Source organism: Priestia sp. TGN 0903 (genome assembly GCF_050846855.1).
Lineage (GTDB): Bacteria > Bacillota > Bacilli > Bacillales > Bacillaceae_H > Priestia > Priestia zanthoxyli.
Genome location: NZ_JBOZGL010000004.1, coordinates 386,449 through 404,029, shown reverse-complemented (window position 1 = coordinate 404,029; position 17,581 = coordinate 386,449). Strand labels below are relative to the sequence as shown.

The window sequence follows — 17,581 nt, the reverse complement described above, 5'->3', positions numbered from 1 at the left end:
GAAAAATCCTTCTAAAAAGAGGAAAATGATAGACATATCCCCCCTTTAAAAGCCATACATTTCAAATAGGACAATGTTAGGGAAAGAAGGGGAAATGAATGAAAGTTTTTCGTGCAAAAGCCTGTCAGTCTCCTATGCGAAAAGGCTGGTCAATTATGTTTCAGCATCCGTTTAAAAAAGATGAAAGAGGAAGATCGCACCCGTTTGTTAAACGGTTTATGTATACAGAGCAACACGATGAAATTGACATTCTGGTTGAAGAGATGAACGAACTGCTGAGAGTGCAGGATTTTTGGACAAGTACTGCAAAAGGCAGAGCAAAAGCAAGATATGATGAACGAGTAGTGAATGCTTTTTATAACGATATTGAAAAAAAGACGAGCGAACAAATTGACAGCGAGTATGAGTACGTTCATGTAATAGGAGAACAAGGAAGCGGCAAAACATCTTTAATCCGCCAGCTTCTTGGTATAAAAAAGGAGTGCGGCTTTCTAGGAATAGGCAGTAAAGGAGCTTATTCTGCTACGTATAAGGTGAAGGATTCCCAACACTACGAAGCTGCCGTCTCTTTTTTTACGCGAAGTGAAGTGCAAAGGCAATTGGAGAAAATCCTACTAAGAAGCGCTGAAGTGTATGCTGAAGGAGGCACGGATTATGACTTGGTCTTTGAGTTATTACACGGAGATTCCTCTTTTAATCTGCGCGCTCTTTTGGGAGATATCCCATACAAAGCCCGTTATTTTAATGATGATGTTCCTTTAAGAATGAGCGACGAAAATAGTTCATTCAAACAATTTGTAGATGCAATTAAACGAGAAAGTGAAATAGTAAAAGACGCTGTTGATCAAGAAGGAAGAGATTTTGCAGAGGTATGGCATAAGCGGCTTGAATGTAGGAAGATCACTGAGCAAATGCTTCTGGCAATTGAATCTCGGTTGAGAGAATACAAGGAAGGAACGTGGGAAATAGGAGAAGACGACTGGCCAATATCCTGCCGTCTCACAGCAAAAGAGCTGTCTTTCTTTGATCCGCTAACAAATGAAGAAGAAGAAAATAACGGACGCCTTATTTATCCATTGTTTCGTAGAATTGAAGTTTCCGGCCCTTTTTCTTTTAAAAAAGGGGTAGCAATTTGCGAGCATCTATCTGTTGAATATACGGGCACCATCCACGATTCTTTTAAACAAGCAGCTTCTATTTTATACGTACATCATGGGCTTAAAGAATTAGATATTCAATTTCTTCAGCAGCTCATCGTACATGGGCACGGTGCTAAGGTAAACGTTTGTGTTACACACGGAGATTTGCTTACCTCTCCAAGCTGTCGTACGGATTATGCTAAAAAACATGCCATGGCTAAAATGATAGATGGTGCGCTTAAAAGCGTTTCACCTCTTATGAGAAAGCAGCTTCACTACTATTTAACAGTAGGGAATACGTCTATTTTAGAATGTGTACACGAGGAATCCGAAGAGAGTCACTTTCTGTATAAAGACTTAAAGACAGCTTTAGTATCAGAAACGAGAAAAAAGCAGCAAGAGCTGCATCCTATTTATTTAAACTTGACTGTCTCGCAGGCTTTTTATGAAGCAATGGAGTCGCTGAACATTCCTTATATGGACAGAGAAATGTGTTTAAACATTTCCTTAGGAGAGAATGAAGGACCGGTACCAGCTATTGCGTCCGCCGTTATTTCATCTGTGTATGAGCATTTTTTAAGTCAGCCGTCTGGATGGTCAAGTACCTATCATTCGGTCACCGACCGACAGCAGGTTATTCAAGAGTTGGCAGGTGAGTTCGCAACCGTCGTTTATTCCTATTTTAACGAACAGCTGCTTAAAAATGCCCGTAAGGACTGGCTAGCTCTTTATAAAGAAAAAGAAGACGATCAGCCGTATAAATATAGCAGGGTCATAGAAAGTGTAATTCCTGCCAAAAACGATATCTATCAGCAGCAAATTCTTATGAGAACGGTTTATCAATTGATTAAGTATGTGGTAGAAAAGAAAGACGGCGTAATGGTTCATTAAGGAGTCCGTGTAAAAAGAGGTTTATAAATAAAAAAACAGAGCCTGATTTCAGGCTCTATTAGCGTTTAGAAATAGCAGTTAACGTATTAGGTCCGGCAATGCCGTCCACTGCTAGCTTATTGTCTTTTTGAAACTTACGCACAGCAGCTTCAGTATTGGCGCCGAAAATACCGTCCGTGCCTTTTGTATCATAGCCAAGCGCCGTTAATTTCTTTTGAAGAGCTTGAACATTGCTGCCTTTGCTGCCTTTTTTAAGCGTTTGTTTTGTGTTAATTGTTGTATCTGCTGGTGGATTTGTCGGATTTGTTGGATTTGTTGGTGTCGGGTTGGTTCCAGGGTTTCCTAAAGCTTTATACGTCGCTGGCCCGACAATACCGTCAGCCGTTAAGCCGTGGTCTTTTTGGAACTTACGCACAGCTGAATCTGTATTGGCACCGAACACACCGTCCGTACCTTTTGTGTTATAGCCAAGTGAAGTTAGCTTCTGCTGAAGTTCTTTAACTGCATTTCCTTTACTGCCTTTCTTTAAAACAGTTCCTGTAGAAGGAGCTGGAGTAGAACCTGAGTTTCCAGAAACGTTGTACCCGTTTGCTGCTGCAATGTCATTAAATGATTTAGAAGAAGTTGTAATCACAACCGGTGTACCGACGGTCACTTTACTAAATAACCATGCCACTTCTTCATCGTACATACGAACGCATCCGCTGCTTACATATTTGCCAATGGAAGCAGGATTATTATTTCCATGAATAGCATACGTTGTGCCGTATGTACCTCTCGCATTTAGACCCAGCCAGCGGTTCCCAAGAGGATTTCTAGGGTCTCCACCAGGAATGTTCCCTGAGTAATAAGGGCGATTGACAATTTTATTCACTACTTTGAAATGGCCCTCTGGTGTAAGAGACTGCGTGCGTCCTGTTGCTACTGAAAACGTTCGGACAAGTGAACCATTTTGATAATAAGCGAGTTTATTCGTTGCTTTGTTAATGATAATTAAATGAGATGGTGTTGAAGCAGCTTCTGTTTTTGGAACGCCTACAAACAAGCAGGCTAGAGCTAGAATAGCCGCTATGAGTACGATTGTTGTTCTTGATATTCTATTTGCCATGTGCTGCGCCTCCTTAGGCTGCAATAATGAAAAACGTATGGTGCGGCAGTGCTATAAATTCTTCACTAATAAAATAAAAGACGAATAGCTGCATTTTCTATACCTGTATGTATGCGCTTAATAAGGAAATCATTAAGTAGAAAGACTTTACTAGCGGGAATTTATAATAATAAGAATAACTAAGTTTTTCTTGATGCTTTGTACAACTTTAAGAATATAAGTTTATTAATCTAGCGGATTCACATTTACATAAGCATCACATCCTTTCCAGTTCTTTATTTTCATGTAAAGAAATGAAAGCGTTATACAGATTGTTTTGTAATCATATTGTAACATAGTTGTATTTTTTATACCATAAAAAGACATAAAATAGTATAAAAATACTTTATATGGGTTTTATGTACAAAAAATTCAAAAGTTCAGGAGAACGAAGCTATTATTAGATATACGAAACTGGAAAAGAAGTATGCGTAGTTTTGTGGAAATAGATAAATATTCTTATTCGAATATAGGGAGGAAAAGAGTAAAAAAACTACTTGCAAAGAGACAAGTAGTTTTTAAACCGTTATTTTTGAGCATACATTACAACAAAATTAAAAAATTTATAGATGCAATCCACCGTGCTAAACCCGCTTGCTGTTAGCCAATTTAACTGATCATGTAAAGTTGCCATTTTATCTAACTTCGTACGTTCATGAGCAGCCTTAATTTGCTCATGCGTTAATCCGCTTGCGGCAATTCTTTCACTCCAGTCTTTTTTATATAACTCTTCAATAATAGAAGAATGGCCTAATACTTGATCGGCATTAATAAATATTCCTCCTGTATGCAGTAAATTATGAATTTGCCCATACAGCTTTTGCTTTTGTTGGTCTTCTAAATGATGAATAGCAAGTGAAGAAATCACAATGTCGAATGAATGCTCAAATTCGTAGCTTGTTATATCTGATACAAGAAATTCCATATGCTGTTCGTTTTTAAAGCGCTCCTTAGCTTTTTCAAGCATTTGATCTGACACGTCAATCAACGTGAAATGAGCATTTGGGTATTTTTCTTTTACAAAAGAAGAAAACAATCCTGTACCTGCTCCGATATCAAGTACGCGAAGCGGCTTGTTTGAAAAGTGAAGAAGAGAAACGGGAATGGAATAAAAATCAAAAAAACAAGGAATAAGTTTGCGGCGCTGCTCGTCATACTGAGAAGCATGGGCGTTAAATTTTTCTTTCACGTTATTTTTCATTTTTACAGCTCCTTTATTTGGTAATATTGAGATACATATATCGTATAGAAGTTTGGTAGAAAAGAAAATAAACAAAAATAGGCAGTATTGATTCCAGTTTGTTATGAATAGAAAGAGATGGAGAGAAGAAAATGGAGATCAAATGGTTAAAAACATTCATCATAGCGGCTTCTTATGAAAATTTCAGGCAAGCGTCTGAAGATTTATTTTTAACACAGCCTGCTGTATCAAAGCATATTCAGCGACTGCAGCAAGAGCTAGGCGCTGAGCTTTTTGAAAAAAAAGGTAAATATATTACGCTGACTGAGGCAGGACGCTTTTTTTTGCCTCATGCTCAAAAAATGGTGAGGGCATATGAAGAAGGAGTAGGAAATTTTAAGTTATGGAAGCAAGGATATAACCGAAAACTGACTATATCCGCTGCTCCTCAAATAGCAGCATCTGTTTTACCAAGCCTCATCAAACAATTTGTAGAGAGATATCCCCATATTGAAGTAACGGTTAATATCACAAATTCGTTTCAAGTGGGAAAAGACATCAGCGACAGAAGGTCAGATATTGGATTAACAAGGATGCTTCCGGGTCAGGCAGACGTTTTTTATGAGTTAATTCATAAAGAAAAAGCAGTCTTAGTTGCCCCGTTTTCTGCAGAGGCACGTACGGAACAGGAGCTGTTATCTTCCTACCGGCTGCTTACGAATAATCATCCTGTTTATTGGGAAGATTTACTCCTTCAAATCAAGGCTTGTTATCCTCACATTCAGCTGCTTCCTGTGACGCAAGTAGAAATTACAAAGCGCTTTATTGAAGAAGGTTTAGGCGTATCTTATTTGCCATTTTCTATGGTGAAAAAGGAAGTTGAAAATCAAACGTTAAGTGTGATTTCACAGCAGAAAATTATCCGACCTTCTTCACATACATATATCGTAACAAAAGGTGAAACGGAAGAAACAAAGCAGTTTAAGCACTTTGTAGCTGAGACCTTAACAGAAACGAGCTGAAATGATACCATAAAAAGGAAGGGGGGATGGCAATGTATATATTAATAATACTTGTAGCAGCAGCGGTCTTAGCAGACTTTATTTTAAGAAAAGTCCTTGATATCCCTCGCAGCAAATTTTGGGGAAAATATGAGTATGAAAGTCTAGCTTTAGGCCGATGGGATAAATATGTGACGATAGCTTTTGTTCTTTGTCTGTTACTCGATATGGTCTTTATGTTTGTGGAGCCTTATATCGTATCTTTCCTATTTTTAGTCGTGAATATTTTGCTGAAAAGCATAGATGAATGGAAATATAAACAAGAAACAAAAGAATACGTAACAAGCTTTGTACAGCTGGGATTCTTCTTTACGGGATTTGTTTTATTAGCCGGCAGAATTGTATAGAAAAAAGAGCTTTACCTATGGCAAAGCTCTTTTTGTATTATTTAAAAATATGATCAATGTCTTTAATTTCAGAAGAAGTGAGCTGAACATCTAATGTTTTTAAGTTATCAAGTACTTGATCAGCGCGTTTTGCCCCTGGAATTAACACATCAATTGAATCGCGCGTTAAGTACCAAGCCAGAACAAGGTGAGCTACTTCTACGCCTTTCGCGTTAGAGATTTGACGAAGACGCTCTACTTTTTCTAGATTTTGCTGAAATGCTTCCCCGATAAAATGAGGCATATCTTCGCGCAGGTCATTAAACTTTGTATTTTTATCATATTTCCCAGCAAGTAAGCCAGCAGCTAGCGGGAAGTATGGAATAAATGAAATGCGGTTTGCAGCAGTATAAGGTAAAATATCGCTTTCTGCTTCTCGCTGAATTAAGTTATATTGGCCTTGGACCACGTCTACATAACCATCTTTATTTGCTTCTTTTAACTGATCTAACGAGAAGTTTGATACGCCAATAGAACGGATCTTACCTTCATCTTTTAATTCTTTTAACGCACCAACCGCTTCGTCTTTAGGTGTGTTTTTATCTGGAAAGTGAATATAATATAAATCGATATAATCTGTTTGAAGGCGTTTTAAGCTATCTTCAACCGACTGTTTTAAAAATGCAGGAGAATTGTCTAGCAGTACTTCATCTCCAACAATTTTATGTGCTCCTTTTGTAGCGATCACCGCTTCTTCACGATTCCCGCGTTCTTTTAGCACTTCGCCAATTAATTCTTCAGAACGTTTAGGACCATAAATGAACGCTGTATCAAGTAGGTTTATGCCATTATCTAGCGCCTTATGAACAAGGTCTTTGCCGACTTCTTCGTTTAGGTTAGGATATAAGTTATGTCCTCCTACAGCGTTTGTTCCAAGTCCAATAGGATTAACATATAATTCGGATTTTCCAATCTGCACTTTTTCTGCCATGTCTAACGTCCATCTCCTTTTTTTATATCTTCTTTTTTACTATAGCAAAATATACCACGAATCAAAAATAGTACGCTCATATGAAAAGCAGCTTTAAAAAAGTATGTGAACTTGAGTTACACGTAAATAAGGAGTATATTCTACATGGCTCTATTTCAATAGCAGAAATAAAAAAAGAACCTCTTTTAAATAAGAGATTCTCTTTTAGTCATGGTAATATGATAGCTTTTTGACAGCTGAAATGTTTCAGCGAGCTGTCTGCGTCCTTGCGCTCCTTGTTCGCGCACATAATCTAATTCGTTTGGTGTAAGAAGCTTCATGCTAATCAGTTTAATAGATTCGTAAGGTAAAGAGAGGCTAGTTGAAACAGAAGGAGACTGAACTCCTAGCAATACACCAATATCTCCATTTTTATTTACAAAATGAGGCGGTACGTCCAAATCCGTAAATTCAATTGAAAGAACATCATGCTTCATGAATAGTTCTAGCATATTAGGATGAGCGGCGGCATTTTGACTCATTTGATAAAGAAGGTCAAATGCCCAGTGATCCTGAATATCCGATAAAGGCCCGCGCAGAGATTCATCATCGCATTCGATATAGAATTCTAATCCTTTTCCTTGTCTTTGGCTCTTTTCTTCAGGTAGTTGAAACGGATCGGACAAGCCGTCGCTTGCTAGAATAACCGTCTCTGTTTTTTGAACACGAATAAATGTTTGACGTCCAGATGGCCAAGCAGGTCCGCCAAAAAACATGGGATTTAATAAATGAGTTAATACGTCTCCGTCGACATGTCCAATTGTGTTCCAGTAGTCTTTTCTTTTTGAGATTGATTCCCAAAGAACACGCTCTACTTCTTTTTCCTGCTTCTTTTGCTTCCACTTTAAAAATAATGACAAGTATCCCACACCTCTTTACGACTTCATAGTACCCAATATATACCTCATTCAGGGAATTCGTAAACCACTATTAGCGTATAAAAGTAAATTATTCCTTTAAATTATAAAAATCCCAAAGTTTTCTCGGGGCATTACCGAATTTTGTCTTTAATAAATCAGGTGAAAAATCAAATAAGCCACATAAACGGCCTGTGCGAAAAATAAAAAGCCCCAAAAGCGTGCTGAAAGATGGGTAAGCTGCTTTAAACTCGTAGCGTCACCCGCATCGTTTGGGTATTTGATGCTTAACACAAAAATAATAAAGGCAGAAAATAGAGATTCTACAAGTAACAGTGCACCAACAAACATCATGCTGTAACGCATAAGCTGTGGGTCTTGTAAATAATAAATACCACCGAGGATCAAACCGATAGAAAAAAGCCAAACAATTCCGTATCCGTTACGTACCCAAAGCAGTAAATTAATAACAACAACACTTCCTAACCCGTAAAAAAGCCAGTCGTAGTGATGGTGAATGAGCAGGTAGAAAAACAAATAAGCCATTGCTGAGCTGAACGGATAGCCGGCTAAGGCAATAATGACGCGCGGCAGCCATCCACGGGATCCCGCGTAGGTGGCAGTCACAGCTACACCTTCATTATTGGTATAAAGCTCAATGCGATTGACGCCTTTTCCGACAATAAGCCCCATTAACGCGTGGCCATCTTCATGAAACATCGTATTTAAATTTGAAAAATAACGTCCAATATGCCTAAGCAGTGTATTAATGCTAGGAGCAAATGAACCTATAAATGGAATGCCTCTTGTTAGCACAAAAGCTAATAAAATAAATAAGAAAAGCGTAGTAGATTGTTCCATCGCGATAGTCCTTTTCGTAAAATGATATGTTTCTACTTTACTCGCAAACGTGCTAAAAGGGAAATGAAACGGCTAGTTTCTCTAGGGAAAGAGAAGCTGGGAGGTTTACATAATATTAATGTTAACAGACCTGACACATTCATTGACCAACTTATTCCAAATTTTATATTCTAAACAGATATAAGAAATGGGGAGATGGTTGAATGAAAGATACGTGGAACGCATTTGTAGACAGTGACCTTTACGTACCTCCAACGGGAACGGGAATGTTAAATAACTTGAGTTTTGCGTTAAAAGACGTATTTGATGTACAAGGACATATATCAAGTGCAGGAAATCCGGATTGGCTCGCCACGCATCAGGTTGCAAGCGAACATGCAGACGTAGTAGCTGCTCTTTTAAAAGAAGGAGCTGCGCTAAAGGGAGTTACGCATACTGATGAGCTTATGTACGGATTAAATGGAGAAAACGCGCATTACGGAACACCGGTAAACCCAAAAAGCGCAGATCGAATTCCGGGAGGATCTTCGAGCGGCTCAGCGGTTGCTGTGGCAGCGGGAATAACTGATTTTGCAATTGGAACAGATACGGGAGGATCGGTTCGAATTCCATCAAGCTACTGCGGTATTTTCGGGTATCGTCCTTCTCACGGACGCATTTCTACAAACGGCCTGATTCCACTGGCCCCAAGCTTTGATACAGTCGGTGTAATGGCTAGAGACGGACACACCCTGCAAAAAGTTGGATCGGTTTTATTGAACTCAACGTCTCTTGTTAGCGGTTTTACACGACTTTATGTACCAACAGACGTAATGGAACTTGTGGATGAACAAAGCATGCAAGCTCTTGCACCACCTATTAAGCACGTAATGAAGTCTTTTTCTACTACAGAAGAAATAGTAATTGCCCCTCAGGGTTTTTCTACATATATGGAAACTTTTCGTTTGCTGCAAGGAAAAGAAATTTGGCAAACGCACGGAGAATGGATTCAAAAAGAAAATCCAACGTTTGGAGAAGATATCGGAAGCCGCTTTCGATGGGCGAGCACTCTTACCTTATTAAATATGAATTATATAGAAGAAAAGCGTCGTGAACTTCGCTATTTTATGTACTCACAGCTTGGAGAAGACGGAATATTAGTGCTTCCTACAGCTCCAGGACCCGCGCCTGTAAAAGATGCAAAAGGACCGGAGTTAGAAAACAGAAGATTGCGAACACTTCAAATGACGTGTATTGCCGGACTAAGCGGACTTCCGCAAGTTACGATACCTGCAGGAGAACTAGACGGTTTGCCAATCGGCTTATCTTTTATTGCAGGATATAACCAAGATGAAAAATTATTAAATTGGGTAAAAGAAAACAGCGATCGTATCATTCAAGCATCGGTAAGGAGCGTATCATGAAGTTAGTAAATATAATAGAGCAAGGGAAAGAACAAGCAGCTATTTTAGACAATGACAGCATTCTGCTTATAGAAGATATCAATACTAAATATTTAACAAACTGGTCTACAACAATTTGGGATCTTATTCAATATAAAGAACTTCGCCACCTCGAAACATGGTACGCCCATAATAAATTTGGTATGAACAGCTCTTTTCCCGCACTTCACTTGCAGGATAGAAAAACAGCTCCTATCATTAGTAATCCGTCAAAATTGTTAGGCATTGGATTTAATTATGCAGCTTCTGAAGAAAAACTAAAAGACTACGACCGTGCCATTGATCCAGTTAGTTTTTTAAAACCCGCAACCGCCATTATTGGACCAGATGACAGCATTCGTATTCCAAAGCAGTCTTACAAAACAACGGCTGAAGCGGAACTAGCGGTGGTAATCGGCGAAACGTGTAAGGATATAGAGCCAGATGAAGCCATAAACGTAATTGCTGGCTATACGTCAGCCATTGACGTAACCGCAGCTGATATTCATGCGGCGAATCATCGCTACTTAATGCGAGCAAAAAGCTTTGATACATTTTGCAGTATAGGCTCAGAGTTTATCACAAAAGAAAGCATATCAAACGTGAAATCACTTCAAGTGCGCACATTGCTAAACGGAGACATGCAGCATGAAAATACCGTGTCTAATATGATTTACGACATCGCATACTGTGTTTCATTTTTCTCAAAAGTCATGACGCTGCACCCGGGTGATATCATTCTAACCGGAACGCCGGGACCCGCTGTTATTGAAGACGGGGACTGTATTGAATGCCATATTGAAGGCATGCTTCCATTAAAAAATAAAGTGAAAGACATGAAGAAAGTGCCTCAGCAAATCTAAGAAAAAAACCCGTTGCCTACACGCACGGGTTTTTGAGCAGAAACGAATATCTTCACACTCAGTTCACAATTAGTAGATATACTAATTAAAAGAGACAGCTGCGTTATCATATACTGAAAAATGAAATATTTACAAATGGAAAAGAAACGGGTACGATATCTGTAGCGACACTTAATAAAAAGGAGCTGACTGACAGTATGATTTTAGTCATCGGAGGAGCAGGCTATATCGGAAGCCACCTAGTAAAAGAATTAGTGAAAACAAATGAAGTTGTGGTACTTGATAATCTATCAACGGGTCATCGCTGGGCAATCGATGAGAAAGCGGTATTCGTAGAAGGAAATCTAGGTAATGAGAAAGATTTAGAAAGCGTATTCACAAATCATAAAATTGATGCTGTCATGCATTTTGCTGCTAATAGTTTAGTAGGGGAGTCAGTAACAGATCCTCTTAAATATTATCAAAACAACGTAGCTGCGACGTTAACCCTTTTACAAACGATGATGAAGCACAATGTGAAAAAGTTTATTTTTTCATCTACTGCTGCTACATATGGGATTCCTTCTGTAGATATCATTACAGAAGATACGGCAACAAACCCAATTAATCCGTACGGACGTTCAAAGTTAATGATTGAACAGATTTTAGCTGACTTTGCAAGTGCTTACGATATGGAATATGTTGTGCTTCGTTACTTCAACGCAGCGGGTGCTTACGAAACAGCGGAAATTGGTGAGTGCCATGATCCTGAAACGCACTTAATTCCAATCATTCTTCAGCACCTTCTTGGTGAACGTGAAAACATCTCTGTATTCGGCTCAGACTACGATACTGCAGACGGAACGTGCATCCGTGACTACATTCACGTAACGGACCTAGCGAATGCTCACATTTCAGCGCTTCAGGCACTGTTAGACGGCACGAAGAAAACAGCAACGTACAATCTTGGAAACGGCCTTGGCTACTCTGTAAAAGAAGTGATCGAAACGTGTGAAAAAGTAACGGGTAAAAAAGCGAATGTTGTAATGGCAGACCGCCGCGCTGGAGATCCGGCACGCTTGGTCGCATCTTCTGATAAAATTCACGCAGAATTAGGCTGGAAAGCGCAAATTTCATTAGAAAAAATCATCGCATCTGCTTGGAAATGGCATCAAAACAGCGCAAAAGTAACAAATTAACAAAAAGGCCTCTTTTTTCTTTGAAAGAGGCTTTTTTGTTACGATTAAGTTGATTTATGTTCTAAATAATCATTTTTAAAATCCAGTGTTTTAGCCCACGAACAAGCCTTCTTCTTTTTGGACATTTTCGCTAAACAAGCACGACTTTTATTCTTTTCCATATGCTATAGGTAAATATACCACTCACAACTATCCCGGTTTATAAAATAGCACGCAAGGAGGTTATGATATGTATTACTGTGTAAGATGCTCCAAATTTCATGACGAACAGGAAAAAGAAAACATCTTTCAAAATGGTTTTTACATTGATCCCTATTTGCTTCAAAAAGTCCATCTAGGCATGTGCGTCCACAAATCCCCATCAATCAAACAAATGAGAGCCGTAGAACGATTCGAAACGAAAAAAATGTAGAATTCACATTCACCAATAAGAAGCTAGATCTAACCAGGTCTAGTTTTTTCAGTGAATAACAGCTTTCTTCAGCTATCTTTCATGTAATATTAAGAGAAATTTAAGACAAGCCCGCTATACTAGTTAGTAGACGTATACATAGGATATGGTACGTTAAGAAATTGAAACAGCAGTCCGTTTTATAAACTAGAAAGGATGGCGTCAAATGATTTCTGAAAAACAATCACTTTTGTTGAAAGAACAAGCAAAGCTTCTCGCATTAAAAGAATATAAAGGCATTGTCAAATCCATATCGCTGAGTAAAATACTCACTCTTCCTATTTATACAGTAGACATCCTTACGTTAAACGGAGAAGAGCACAAAGTAAAAATTAATGCCCAAACCGGCAGTGTTTTGAAAGAAAAAACGATTCCTTTAACGAAAAGCCGTGCAAAAGCATACGCGTTAAGACAGCATAAAGGTATTATCGAATCGATTGTTCTCACTAACAAGCAATATGAAATTGTGATTCTTGGACTTGATGGGAAAACCCACAGCGTGAAAATTGACGCTGAAATTGATGTGCTGGCACAAGGAGAGTGAAACATTCAGTAAACGTCCTATATTATGTAATCAACCTCACTTTGTTGAAAGTGGGGTTTTCTTTATTGAGAGAAATCATTAATAAAGGTAACAATGATAAAAAAAGAAGTGATTATTTTTTTAATAGAAAGGGTAAGTGATAGTAAAAAATAACCACTTCCTAATTATGGTTCTTTAATTCGTTCTGCTTATGACTCTCCCATTATAAGTATGATAGTATCGAACATGTATAAAACATAGGTTATAACATAACTAAAAGGGTGTGCGACAATGAAAAAACGTACGAAGACCATTATTGCAGTCATTGCAGGAGCTGCTATTTTAATAGGAGGAATATGGATGATAAACGAAAGCCGATACCCAAACGTCCCTGCTTTTGATGATCACTTTACGCGTGAATTCTTAAACAAAGATAAAAAAGTGGATGACGGGTTTTATGAGTTTAAGTCGAAGACAGGGCAGTATACGATGTGGTTTCCGGAGGAGTATCAGCTTATAAAGGAGAACGAGGAAGATTATGTAATAAATGATAATTCTTATGAAAGGTGGATAGCGAAAGATGTTAATGACAAAGCTGGAGATACTGGGGGAGATTATATCGAAGTAACATTTTCAAATGCAAGAAAGGCTGAAAATGAATCATTTACTGTAGAAAATATGTTTAAAGAACAGCTAAATACCACTAAACCTAATAATTTTGAAACTGCTAGTACCAGGATCTACTATGATGCAGCTTATACATACTTTAAAGGAACACAAGAAGTAGTAAAGCATAACAGCAAAGAACATGCTCCAAACACATATATAGCATATATAGTTGATAAAAAATCCAATAATGCAATCGAATTATGGTTTGATAAAAGTAAAGGGGGCCAAAAAAATAATAAAGTAACAGAAAAAAAATGGTTGCTAACAATATTAAAAAATATCAGATTCCGTGAGGGCAATGAAAATGAGTAAAAAACCCGTGTTGGACAATAATTTAAGAAATAAGATTACTCAACTTGAGTATACGGGGTTAGCCGGTAAGGAAAAAGAAATTAAGGAAATATACAAGGAAACTACAGGGAAAGAACCTCCAAATTTTGAGATTTATAGTAGTAAAGAAATGGGTATTGGAGAAAATTCAGGGTTCGATGGTGCCGCTGTCCACTTTTATGACAAAAAAAATCACATTAACGAAGTATATTATATCTTTAGAGGAACGGAACCCTCTAAAGATTTTGGAGATGTGGTGTATGACGCATTAGGAATTGGAAGCGGAGAGAGAAATAATCAAGTTCAAGATGCAAAAGTTATGTATGAGGAAGTTGAGAAAAAAATTAAAAGCTCAAATTCAAAAATAAAAAGGTATGGGGATGGTCATTCTTTAGGGGGACATCTGATAGTGACCCTTGGACTTATAACTAAGAATTTTGTAAACATAAGAGGCTTAAATGATGCTCCAGTTAATGTCAAGCAGTTGCAAAGGTTAGATAGGAAGTTTGCGAATTATGTAGAACAACAAACTGGTAAAAGAAATGGAGTGTCTTCAAAAAAATTAGTAGTTTTAGCCAACTCCTATTATAAAAAGCAGAAAGCTACCATCAGTCATACCTGGGTAAAAGGTGAACCTATGCATGCGCAATCTTTCCCTGGCAGTTGGTATGCAGGTAATAAAGTAACCATGCTTGGAAATATGAATACAGAAGAAATGATTAATATTGGAGAATACCCTCTGAAAAGGTTAGCCAAATGGAACTTGTTTTTAAAACTTGACGAAGTCAGATATAACTCTGGAGTATCCAATATAATTGGAGGATTATCTTTGGCAAACGCCCATGTAGACGACAGTGTTCTTCTCAATATTCCATCATATGTTGATGATGTTAAGGAAAAGCCGCTTAAGCATCTTCCTGGGATTGTGCTAGGAACAGAAGGTGCATTTTTCTTGACGAAACAGGCGATAAAAAGTCCTGGAGTTTTAGTACAAGGGATTAAAGGAATATCTCAAAGAAATCAAGCAAAACTCCACGGAATTAATTACGTTGTCAAATACACAGAAGCTAATGCTATGAAGACGTATTATCAGGTTTTTGATTCAGGATCTCAGGAAGAAATCTTGCTAGATTATGAACAAATGAAGAAGTTTGTTTATTACTGTGCTAATGCCATCAAAGACAAAGAAGCAAACTTAAATGCACTAAAGCAGTATTTACATAGTGAAATTAACGAAGTCTTCGAAGCTAAGAAGAAAAAGTTAAAAATGAAAATATCCAGAGAAGAAGCTTCTCCCCAGTCATTTATGGAAAAGGCAGATAAAGACGGCGCTACCCTCGCATGGTTTGGACAAAAGCGTGTGGCTGAAAAAGTGACGTTTGACAAAACGTTTGACCCGCTAGATGATAGTGTATTTACTCCTGTTGAAGAGATTATTTCTTCTATTCAAGAGGAAGTTACATACTATCAAAAGTTTCTTGAAGCGTTCTTCCAAAATTTCGAGAAGATGATGGAAGCTGACGAATCGGTAGCTTCAGATATTAAAAGCATGAAAGAAGTAGTAGGGGGGATTTAATTGTTTGATTTTGATTTTACACACACAGGAACAACGAGCGGTAAATACACGTTTGAATTTGATAGTGATGACTTCAAAGACGAGCAGGCAAAAAGGATTAAAGAGTTAATCAAAAAGGATCAAGAAGTAAATGAAAAGCTTTGGCATGCTAAAAGCTATTTAGAAAACCAAACGGGTGAGTTTGCGGATGCGGTTAAAAGTAAATTAGAAGCAGCTGAGCGGGGATATACGCTAAGGGCTCAGCAGTATGATACTGGAGCATTTCAGCATATTATGAGTTTTATGCATTCTGTTAAAGATATGCATAAGAGAGAGTACGAACTTCGATATAAAGAATCAATGGATGAAAGTGAATTAACATAAGGGATACTGCTATTCCTCAGACAGTGGTCTGAGGGATTTTTATATGTTGAACAATTTACATTAAGTCCCGTTTATTTCAAAAGAGTAATAAAGGGAGTGTAGGACAATGAAAAAACGTACGAAGACCCTTCCCGCAATCATTACAGGAGTCGCTATTTTAATAGGAGGAATATGGCTGATAAACGAAAGCCGCTACCCAAACGTCCCTGCTTTTGATGATCACTTTACGCGTAAATTCTTAAGCAAAGATAAAAAAGTGGACGATGGGTTTTATGAGTTTAAGTCCAAGACAGGGCAGTATACGATGTGGTTTCCAGAGGAGTATACATTACTGAGTGAAAATGGTGATTACGCTAGAGATAATAAAGATTTTGAACAATGGGAAGCTGTTCCCTCAACAAGTGAAACCAAAGCGTATAGAGGAGCTATATATGTCAGGATGGCTAAAGATAACAAGAGAAATCACCAAGATTATCTTGAAAGCTTTTTTAAAGATCATTTAATTTCTGAACAGCCAAAGCTTATTAAAACAGGTAAAACTGAAATTTATTTTTCAAGTGCTCATTTTGAGATAAATGAAAAGAATCAAGTAGTAGAAGATATTAAGCAAAAACCCAATAGCTTTTATGCATATATTATAGATAAAGCTTCTAACAAAGTAATTGAATTTTCTTTTGAAACGAGCGGATTTAAAAATAAACAATTTGAGGAAGAGAAACAGAGAAAATGGTTAATGAAAATCTTAAGAAATGTTCAATTTTACGGTTAAGTTAGCTATACATCACGAAGCAATTTCGGGTAATAGTATTCGGTAAAAACTATTTAATAAATAGGAAAAGAAGTTTGTTTCAAATAATGAAGAAGGGTGTGCAGCTATGAAACAGCATACAAAGACTATTATCGTAGTAATTACAGGGGCAACTATTTTAATAGGCGGAATATGGATCATAAATGAAAGCCGCTACCCAAATGTTCCAGCTTTTAAAGATCATTTCACTCGTGAGTTTTTGAATAAAGATAAAAAAGTAGACGATGGGTTTTATGAGTTTAAATCAAGGACAGGACAGTATACGATGTGGTTTCCGGAGGAGTATCAGTTGTTACATGAAAATGAACAACAATATGTTAAAAGTGACGATTTTTACGAAAGGTGGAAAGCTTCATCAGTCAAGAAGCATAAAAAAGGAGATCAACTAAATTATTTACAAGTCGAACTATCAGAGAGTAATGCTGATGATGAATCTATTTATGTAGAGAGTCTATTTAAAGGTGAGTTTGGCGCAAATGATCCTGAAAAGTGGGAAACAGCTAATACCCGTATATATTTTGATGCAGCTTATCTTTATTTTAAAGGAACAGAAGAACATGTCATCCATGATAAGAATAAACATGCTCCAAACACATATATAGGATACGTAGCAGATAAGTATTCTAATAAGGTAATTGAATTATGGTTTGATGACAGTTTAAATCATCAAACTAATAAGGGGCTTGAGAAAAGAGAGTGGTTTGTAGAAATATTAAATAGTATTCGTTTTAATCAAGAAAATAGCTCAACTTGAATACAAAGGCTTATTTGGTAAAGAAAAAGAAGTCAGAGAGATTTGTGAGTCTCAATAACTTTTAAAAAAGGTATGTCGAAGAAATAAGAACAGATATAACAATTCTAAACTATTCAATATATACAAAGTGAAGTTTGTTCTAAACGATAAAAA

18 protein-coding genes are annotated in these 17,581 nt (G+C 37.4%); 13 read left to right on the top strand and 5 right to left on the bottom strand.

All coding sequences use genetic code 11. From position 1 onward, the window contains the following. The first annotated feature begins 98 nt into the window (after positions 1–98). Entirely contained in the window at positions 99–2,030 is a 1,932-nt protein-coding gene (locus tag ACRPLY_RS16435) for a hypothetical protein (RefSeq protein ID WP_432232030.1), read from the top strand. Between the two features lie 58 nt (positions 2,031–2,088). Here the strand turns inward: ACRPLY_RS16435 and ACRPLY_RS16430 are convergent, their stop codons facing one another. Next, positions 2,089–3,138 carry a L,D-transpeptidase family protein gene (locus tag ACRPLY_RS16430; RefSeq protein ID WP_098999746.1) on the bottom strand — a complete coding sequence of 350 codons (1,050 nt, stop codon included), beginning with the start codon at positions 3,136–3,138 and terminating at the stop codon, positions 2,089–2,091. A gap of 565 nt (positions 3,139–3,703) precedes the next feature. Further along, entirely contained in the window at positions 3,704–4,378 is a 675-nt protein-coding gene (locus tag ACRPLY_RS16425; RefSeq protein ID WP_432232029.1) for a class I SAM-dependent methyltransferase, read from the bottom strand. Positions 4,379–4,509: 131 nt separating this feature from the next. On the opposite strand from ACRPLY_RS16425, the gene ACRPLY_RS16420 reads away from it, so the two are divergent. Together ACRPLY_RS16420 and ACRPLY_RS16415 are read left to right on the top strand one after the other, a co-directional pair. Next, positions 4,510–5,379, top strand: coding sequence for a LysR family transcriptional regulator (locus ACRPLY_RS16420; RefSeq protein WP_034269863.1), 870 nt, complete (start codon positions 4,510–4,512; stop codon positions 5,377–5,379). Between the two features lie 32 nt (positions 5,380–5,411). Further along, entirely contained in the window at positions 5,412–5,765 is a 354-nt protein-coding gene (locus tag ACRPLY_RS16415; RefSeq protein WP_224979874.1) for a DUF4181 domain-containing protein, read from the top strand. A 37-nt stretch (positions 5,766–5,802) separates the two neighbouring features. On the opposite strand, the gene ACRPLY_RS16410 is transcribed toward ACRPLY_RS16415, so the two are convergent. From ACRPLY_RS16410 to ACRPLY_RS16400, 3 genes are all read right to left on the bottom strand, one after another. Next, positions 5,803–6,735 (bottom strand): aldo/keto reductase, encoded by a 933-nt coding sequence (locus tag ACRPLY_RS16410; protein ID WP_014461281.1) that lies wholly within the window; start codon positions 6,733–6,735, stop codon positions 5,803–5,805. A 185-nt stretch (positions 6,736–6,920) separates the two neighbouring features. Further along, positions 6,921–7,643 (bottom strand): hypothetical protein, encoded by a 723-nt coding sequence (locus ACRPLY_RS16405; RefSeq protein WP_432232028.1) that lies wholly within the window; start codon positions 7,641–7,643, stop codon positions 6,921–6,923. A gap of 138 nt (positions 7,644–7,781) precedes the next feature. Then, positions 7,782–8,492, bottom strand: a complete 711-nt coding sequence (locus tag ACRPLY_RS16400) for a M50 family metallopeptidase (protein WP_394513403.1) — start codon at positions 8,490–8,492, stop codon at positions 7,782–7,784. 203 nt (positions 8,493–8,695) lie between these two features. Between ACRPLY_RS16400 and ACRPLY_RS16395 the strand changes: the two genes are divergently transcribed. From ACRPLY_RS16395 to ACRPLY_RS16350, 10 genes are all read left to right on the top strand, one after another. Further along, positions 8,696–9,895 (top strand): amidase, encoded by a 1,200-nt coding sequence (locus ACRPLY_RS16395; RefSeq protein WP_432232027.1) that lies wholly within the window; start codon positions 8,696–8,698, stop codon positions 9,893–9,895. Next, a complete protein-coding gene (locus ACRPLY_RS16390; RefSeq protein ID WP_014461277.1) occupies positions 9,892–10,776 on the top strand; it encodes a fumarylacetoacetate hydrolase family protein in 885 nt (294 codons plus the stop codon). The genes ACRPLY_RS16395 and ACRPLY_RS16390 overlap by 4 nt, the downstream gene beginning before the upstream one ends. Before the next feature lie 197 nt (positions 10,777–10,973). Next, positions 10,974–11,954 (top strand): UDP-glucose 4-epimerase GalE, encoded by a 981-nt coding sequence (galE, locus tag ACRPLY_RS16385; RefSeq protein WP_028412269.1) that lies wholly within the window; start codon positions 10,974–10,976, stop codon positions 11,952–11,954. A gap of 229 nt (positions 11,955–12,183) precedes the next feature. Continuing rightward, entirely contained in the window at positions 12,184–12,366 is a 183-nt protein-coding gene (locus tag ACRPLY_RS16380; protein WP_013055747.1) for a DUF3973 domain-containing protein, read from the top strand. Positions 12,367–12,571: 205 nt separating this feature from the next. Next, entirely contained in the window at positions 12,572–12,949 is a 378-nt protein-coding gene (locus ACRPLY_RS16375; protein WP_228307520.1) for a PepSY domain-containing protein, read from the top strand. A gap of 270 nt (positions 12,950–13,219) precedes the next feature. Further along, a complete protein-coding gene (locus tag ACRPLY_RS16370) occupies positions 13,220–13,909 on the top strand; it encodes a hypothetical protein (RefSeq protein ID WP_098999739.1) in 690 nt (229 codons plus the stop codon). After that, positions 13,902–15,503, top strand: a complete 1,602-nt coding sequence (locus tag ACRPLY_RS16365; protein ID WP_154991659.1) for a DUF6792 domain-containing protein — start codon at positions 13,902–13,904, stop codon at positions 15,501–15,503. Before ACRPLY_RS16370 ends, ACRPLY_RS16365 begins: the two co-directional genes overlap by 8 nt. Further along, a complete protein-coding gene (locus tag ACRPLY_RS16360; RefSeq protein WP_098999737.1) occupies positions 15,504–15,866 on the top strand; it encodes a hypothetical protein in 363 nt (120 codons plus the stop codon). 106 nt (positions 15,867–15,972) lie between these two features. After that, positions 15,973–16,635, top strand: coding sequence for a hypothetical protein (locus ACRPLY_RS16355; RefSeq protein ID WP_432232026.1), 663 nt, complete (start codon positions 15,973–15,975; stop codon positions 16,633–16,635). Between the two features lie 106 nt (positions 16,636–16,741). Further along, a complete protein-coding gene (locus tag ACRPLY_RS16350) occupies positions 16,742–17,428 on the top strand; it encodes a hypothetical protein (RefSeq protein ID WP_047751531.1) in 687 nt (228 codons plus the stop codon). The last annotated feature ends 153 nt before the right edge of the window (positions 17,429–17,581 follow it).

Coding starts and splice junctions, on each gene's coding strand:
- ACRPLY_RS16380 (WP_013055747.1), top strand. CDS start 12,184: ATGTATTACTGTGTAAGATGCTCCAAATTTCATGACGAACAGGAAAAA.
- ACRPLY_RS16365 (WP_154991659.1), top strand. CDS start 13,902: ATGAGTAAAAAACCCGTGTTGGACAATAATTTAAGAAATAAGATTACT.
- ACRPLY_RS16390 (WP_014461277.1), top strand. CDS start 9,892: ATGAAGTTAGTAAATATAATAGAGCAAGGGAAAGAACAAGCAGCTATT.
- galE (WP_028412269.1), top strand. CDS start 10,974: ATGATTTTAGTCATCGGAGGAGCAGGCTATATCGGAAGCCACCTAGTA.
- ACRPLY_RS16415 (WP_224979874.1), top strand. CDS start 5,412: ATGTATATATTAATAATACTTGTAGCAGCAGCGGTCTTAGCAGACTTT.
- ACRPLY_RS16410 (WP_014461281.1), bottom strand. CDS start 6,735: ATGGCAGAAAAAGTGCAGATTGGAAAATCCGAATTATATGTTAATCCT.
- ACRPLY_RS16420 (WP_034269863.1), top strand. CDS start 4,510: ATGGAGATCAAATGGTTAAAAACATTCATCATAGCGGCTTCTTATGAA.
- ACRPLY_RS16430 (WP_098999746.1), bottom strand. CDS start 3,138: ATGGCAAATAGAATATCAAGAACAACAATCGTACTCATAGCGGCTATT.
- ACRPLY_RS16355 (WP_432232026.1), top strand. CDS start 15,973: ATGAAAAAACGTACGAAGACCCTTCCCGCAATCATTACAGGAGTCGCT.
- ACRPLY_RS16375 (WP_228307520.1), top strand. CDS start 12,572: ATGATTTCTGAAAAACAATCACTTTTGTTGAAAGAACAAGCAAAGCTT.
- ACRPLY_RS16395 (WP_432232027.1), top strand. CDS start 8,696: ATGAAAGATACGTGGAACGCATTTGTAGACAGTGACCTTTACGTACCT.
- ACRPLY_RS16370 (WP_098999739.1), top strand. CDS start 13,220: ATGAAAAAACGTACGAAGACCATTATTGCAGTCATTGCAGGAGCTGCT.
- ACRPLY_RS16350 (WP_047751531.1), top strand. CDS start 16,742: ATGAAACAGCATACAAAGACTATTATCGTAGTAATTACAGGGGCAACT.
- ACRPLY_RS16400 (WP_394513403.1), bottom strand. CDS start 8,492: ATGGAACAATCTACTACGCTTTTCTTATTTATTTTATTAGCTTTTGTG.
- ACRPLY_RS16435 (WP_432232030.1), top strand. CDS start 99: ATGAAAGTTTTTCGTGCAAAAGCCTGTCAGTCTCCTATGCGAAAAGGC.
- ACRPLY_RS16425 (WP_432232029.1), bottom strand. CDS start 4,378: ATGAAAAATAACGTGAAAGAAAAATTTAACGCCCATGCTTCTCAGTAT.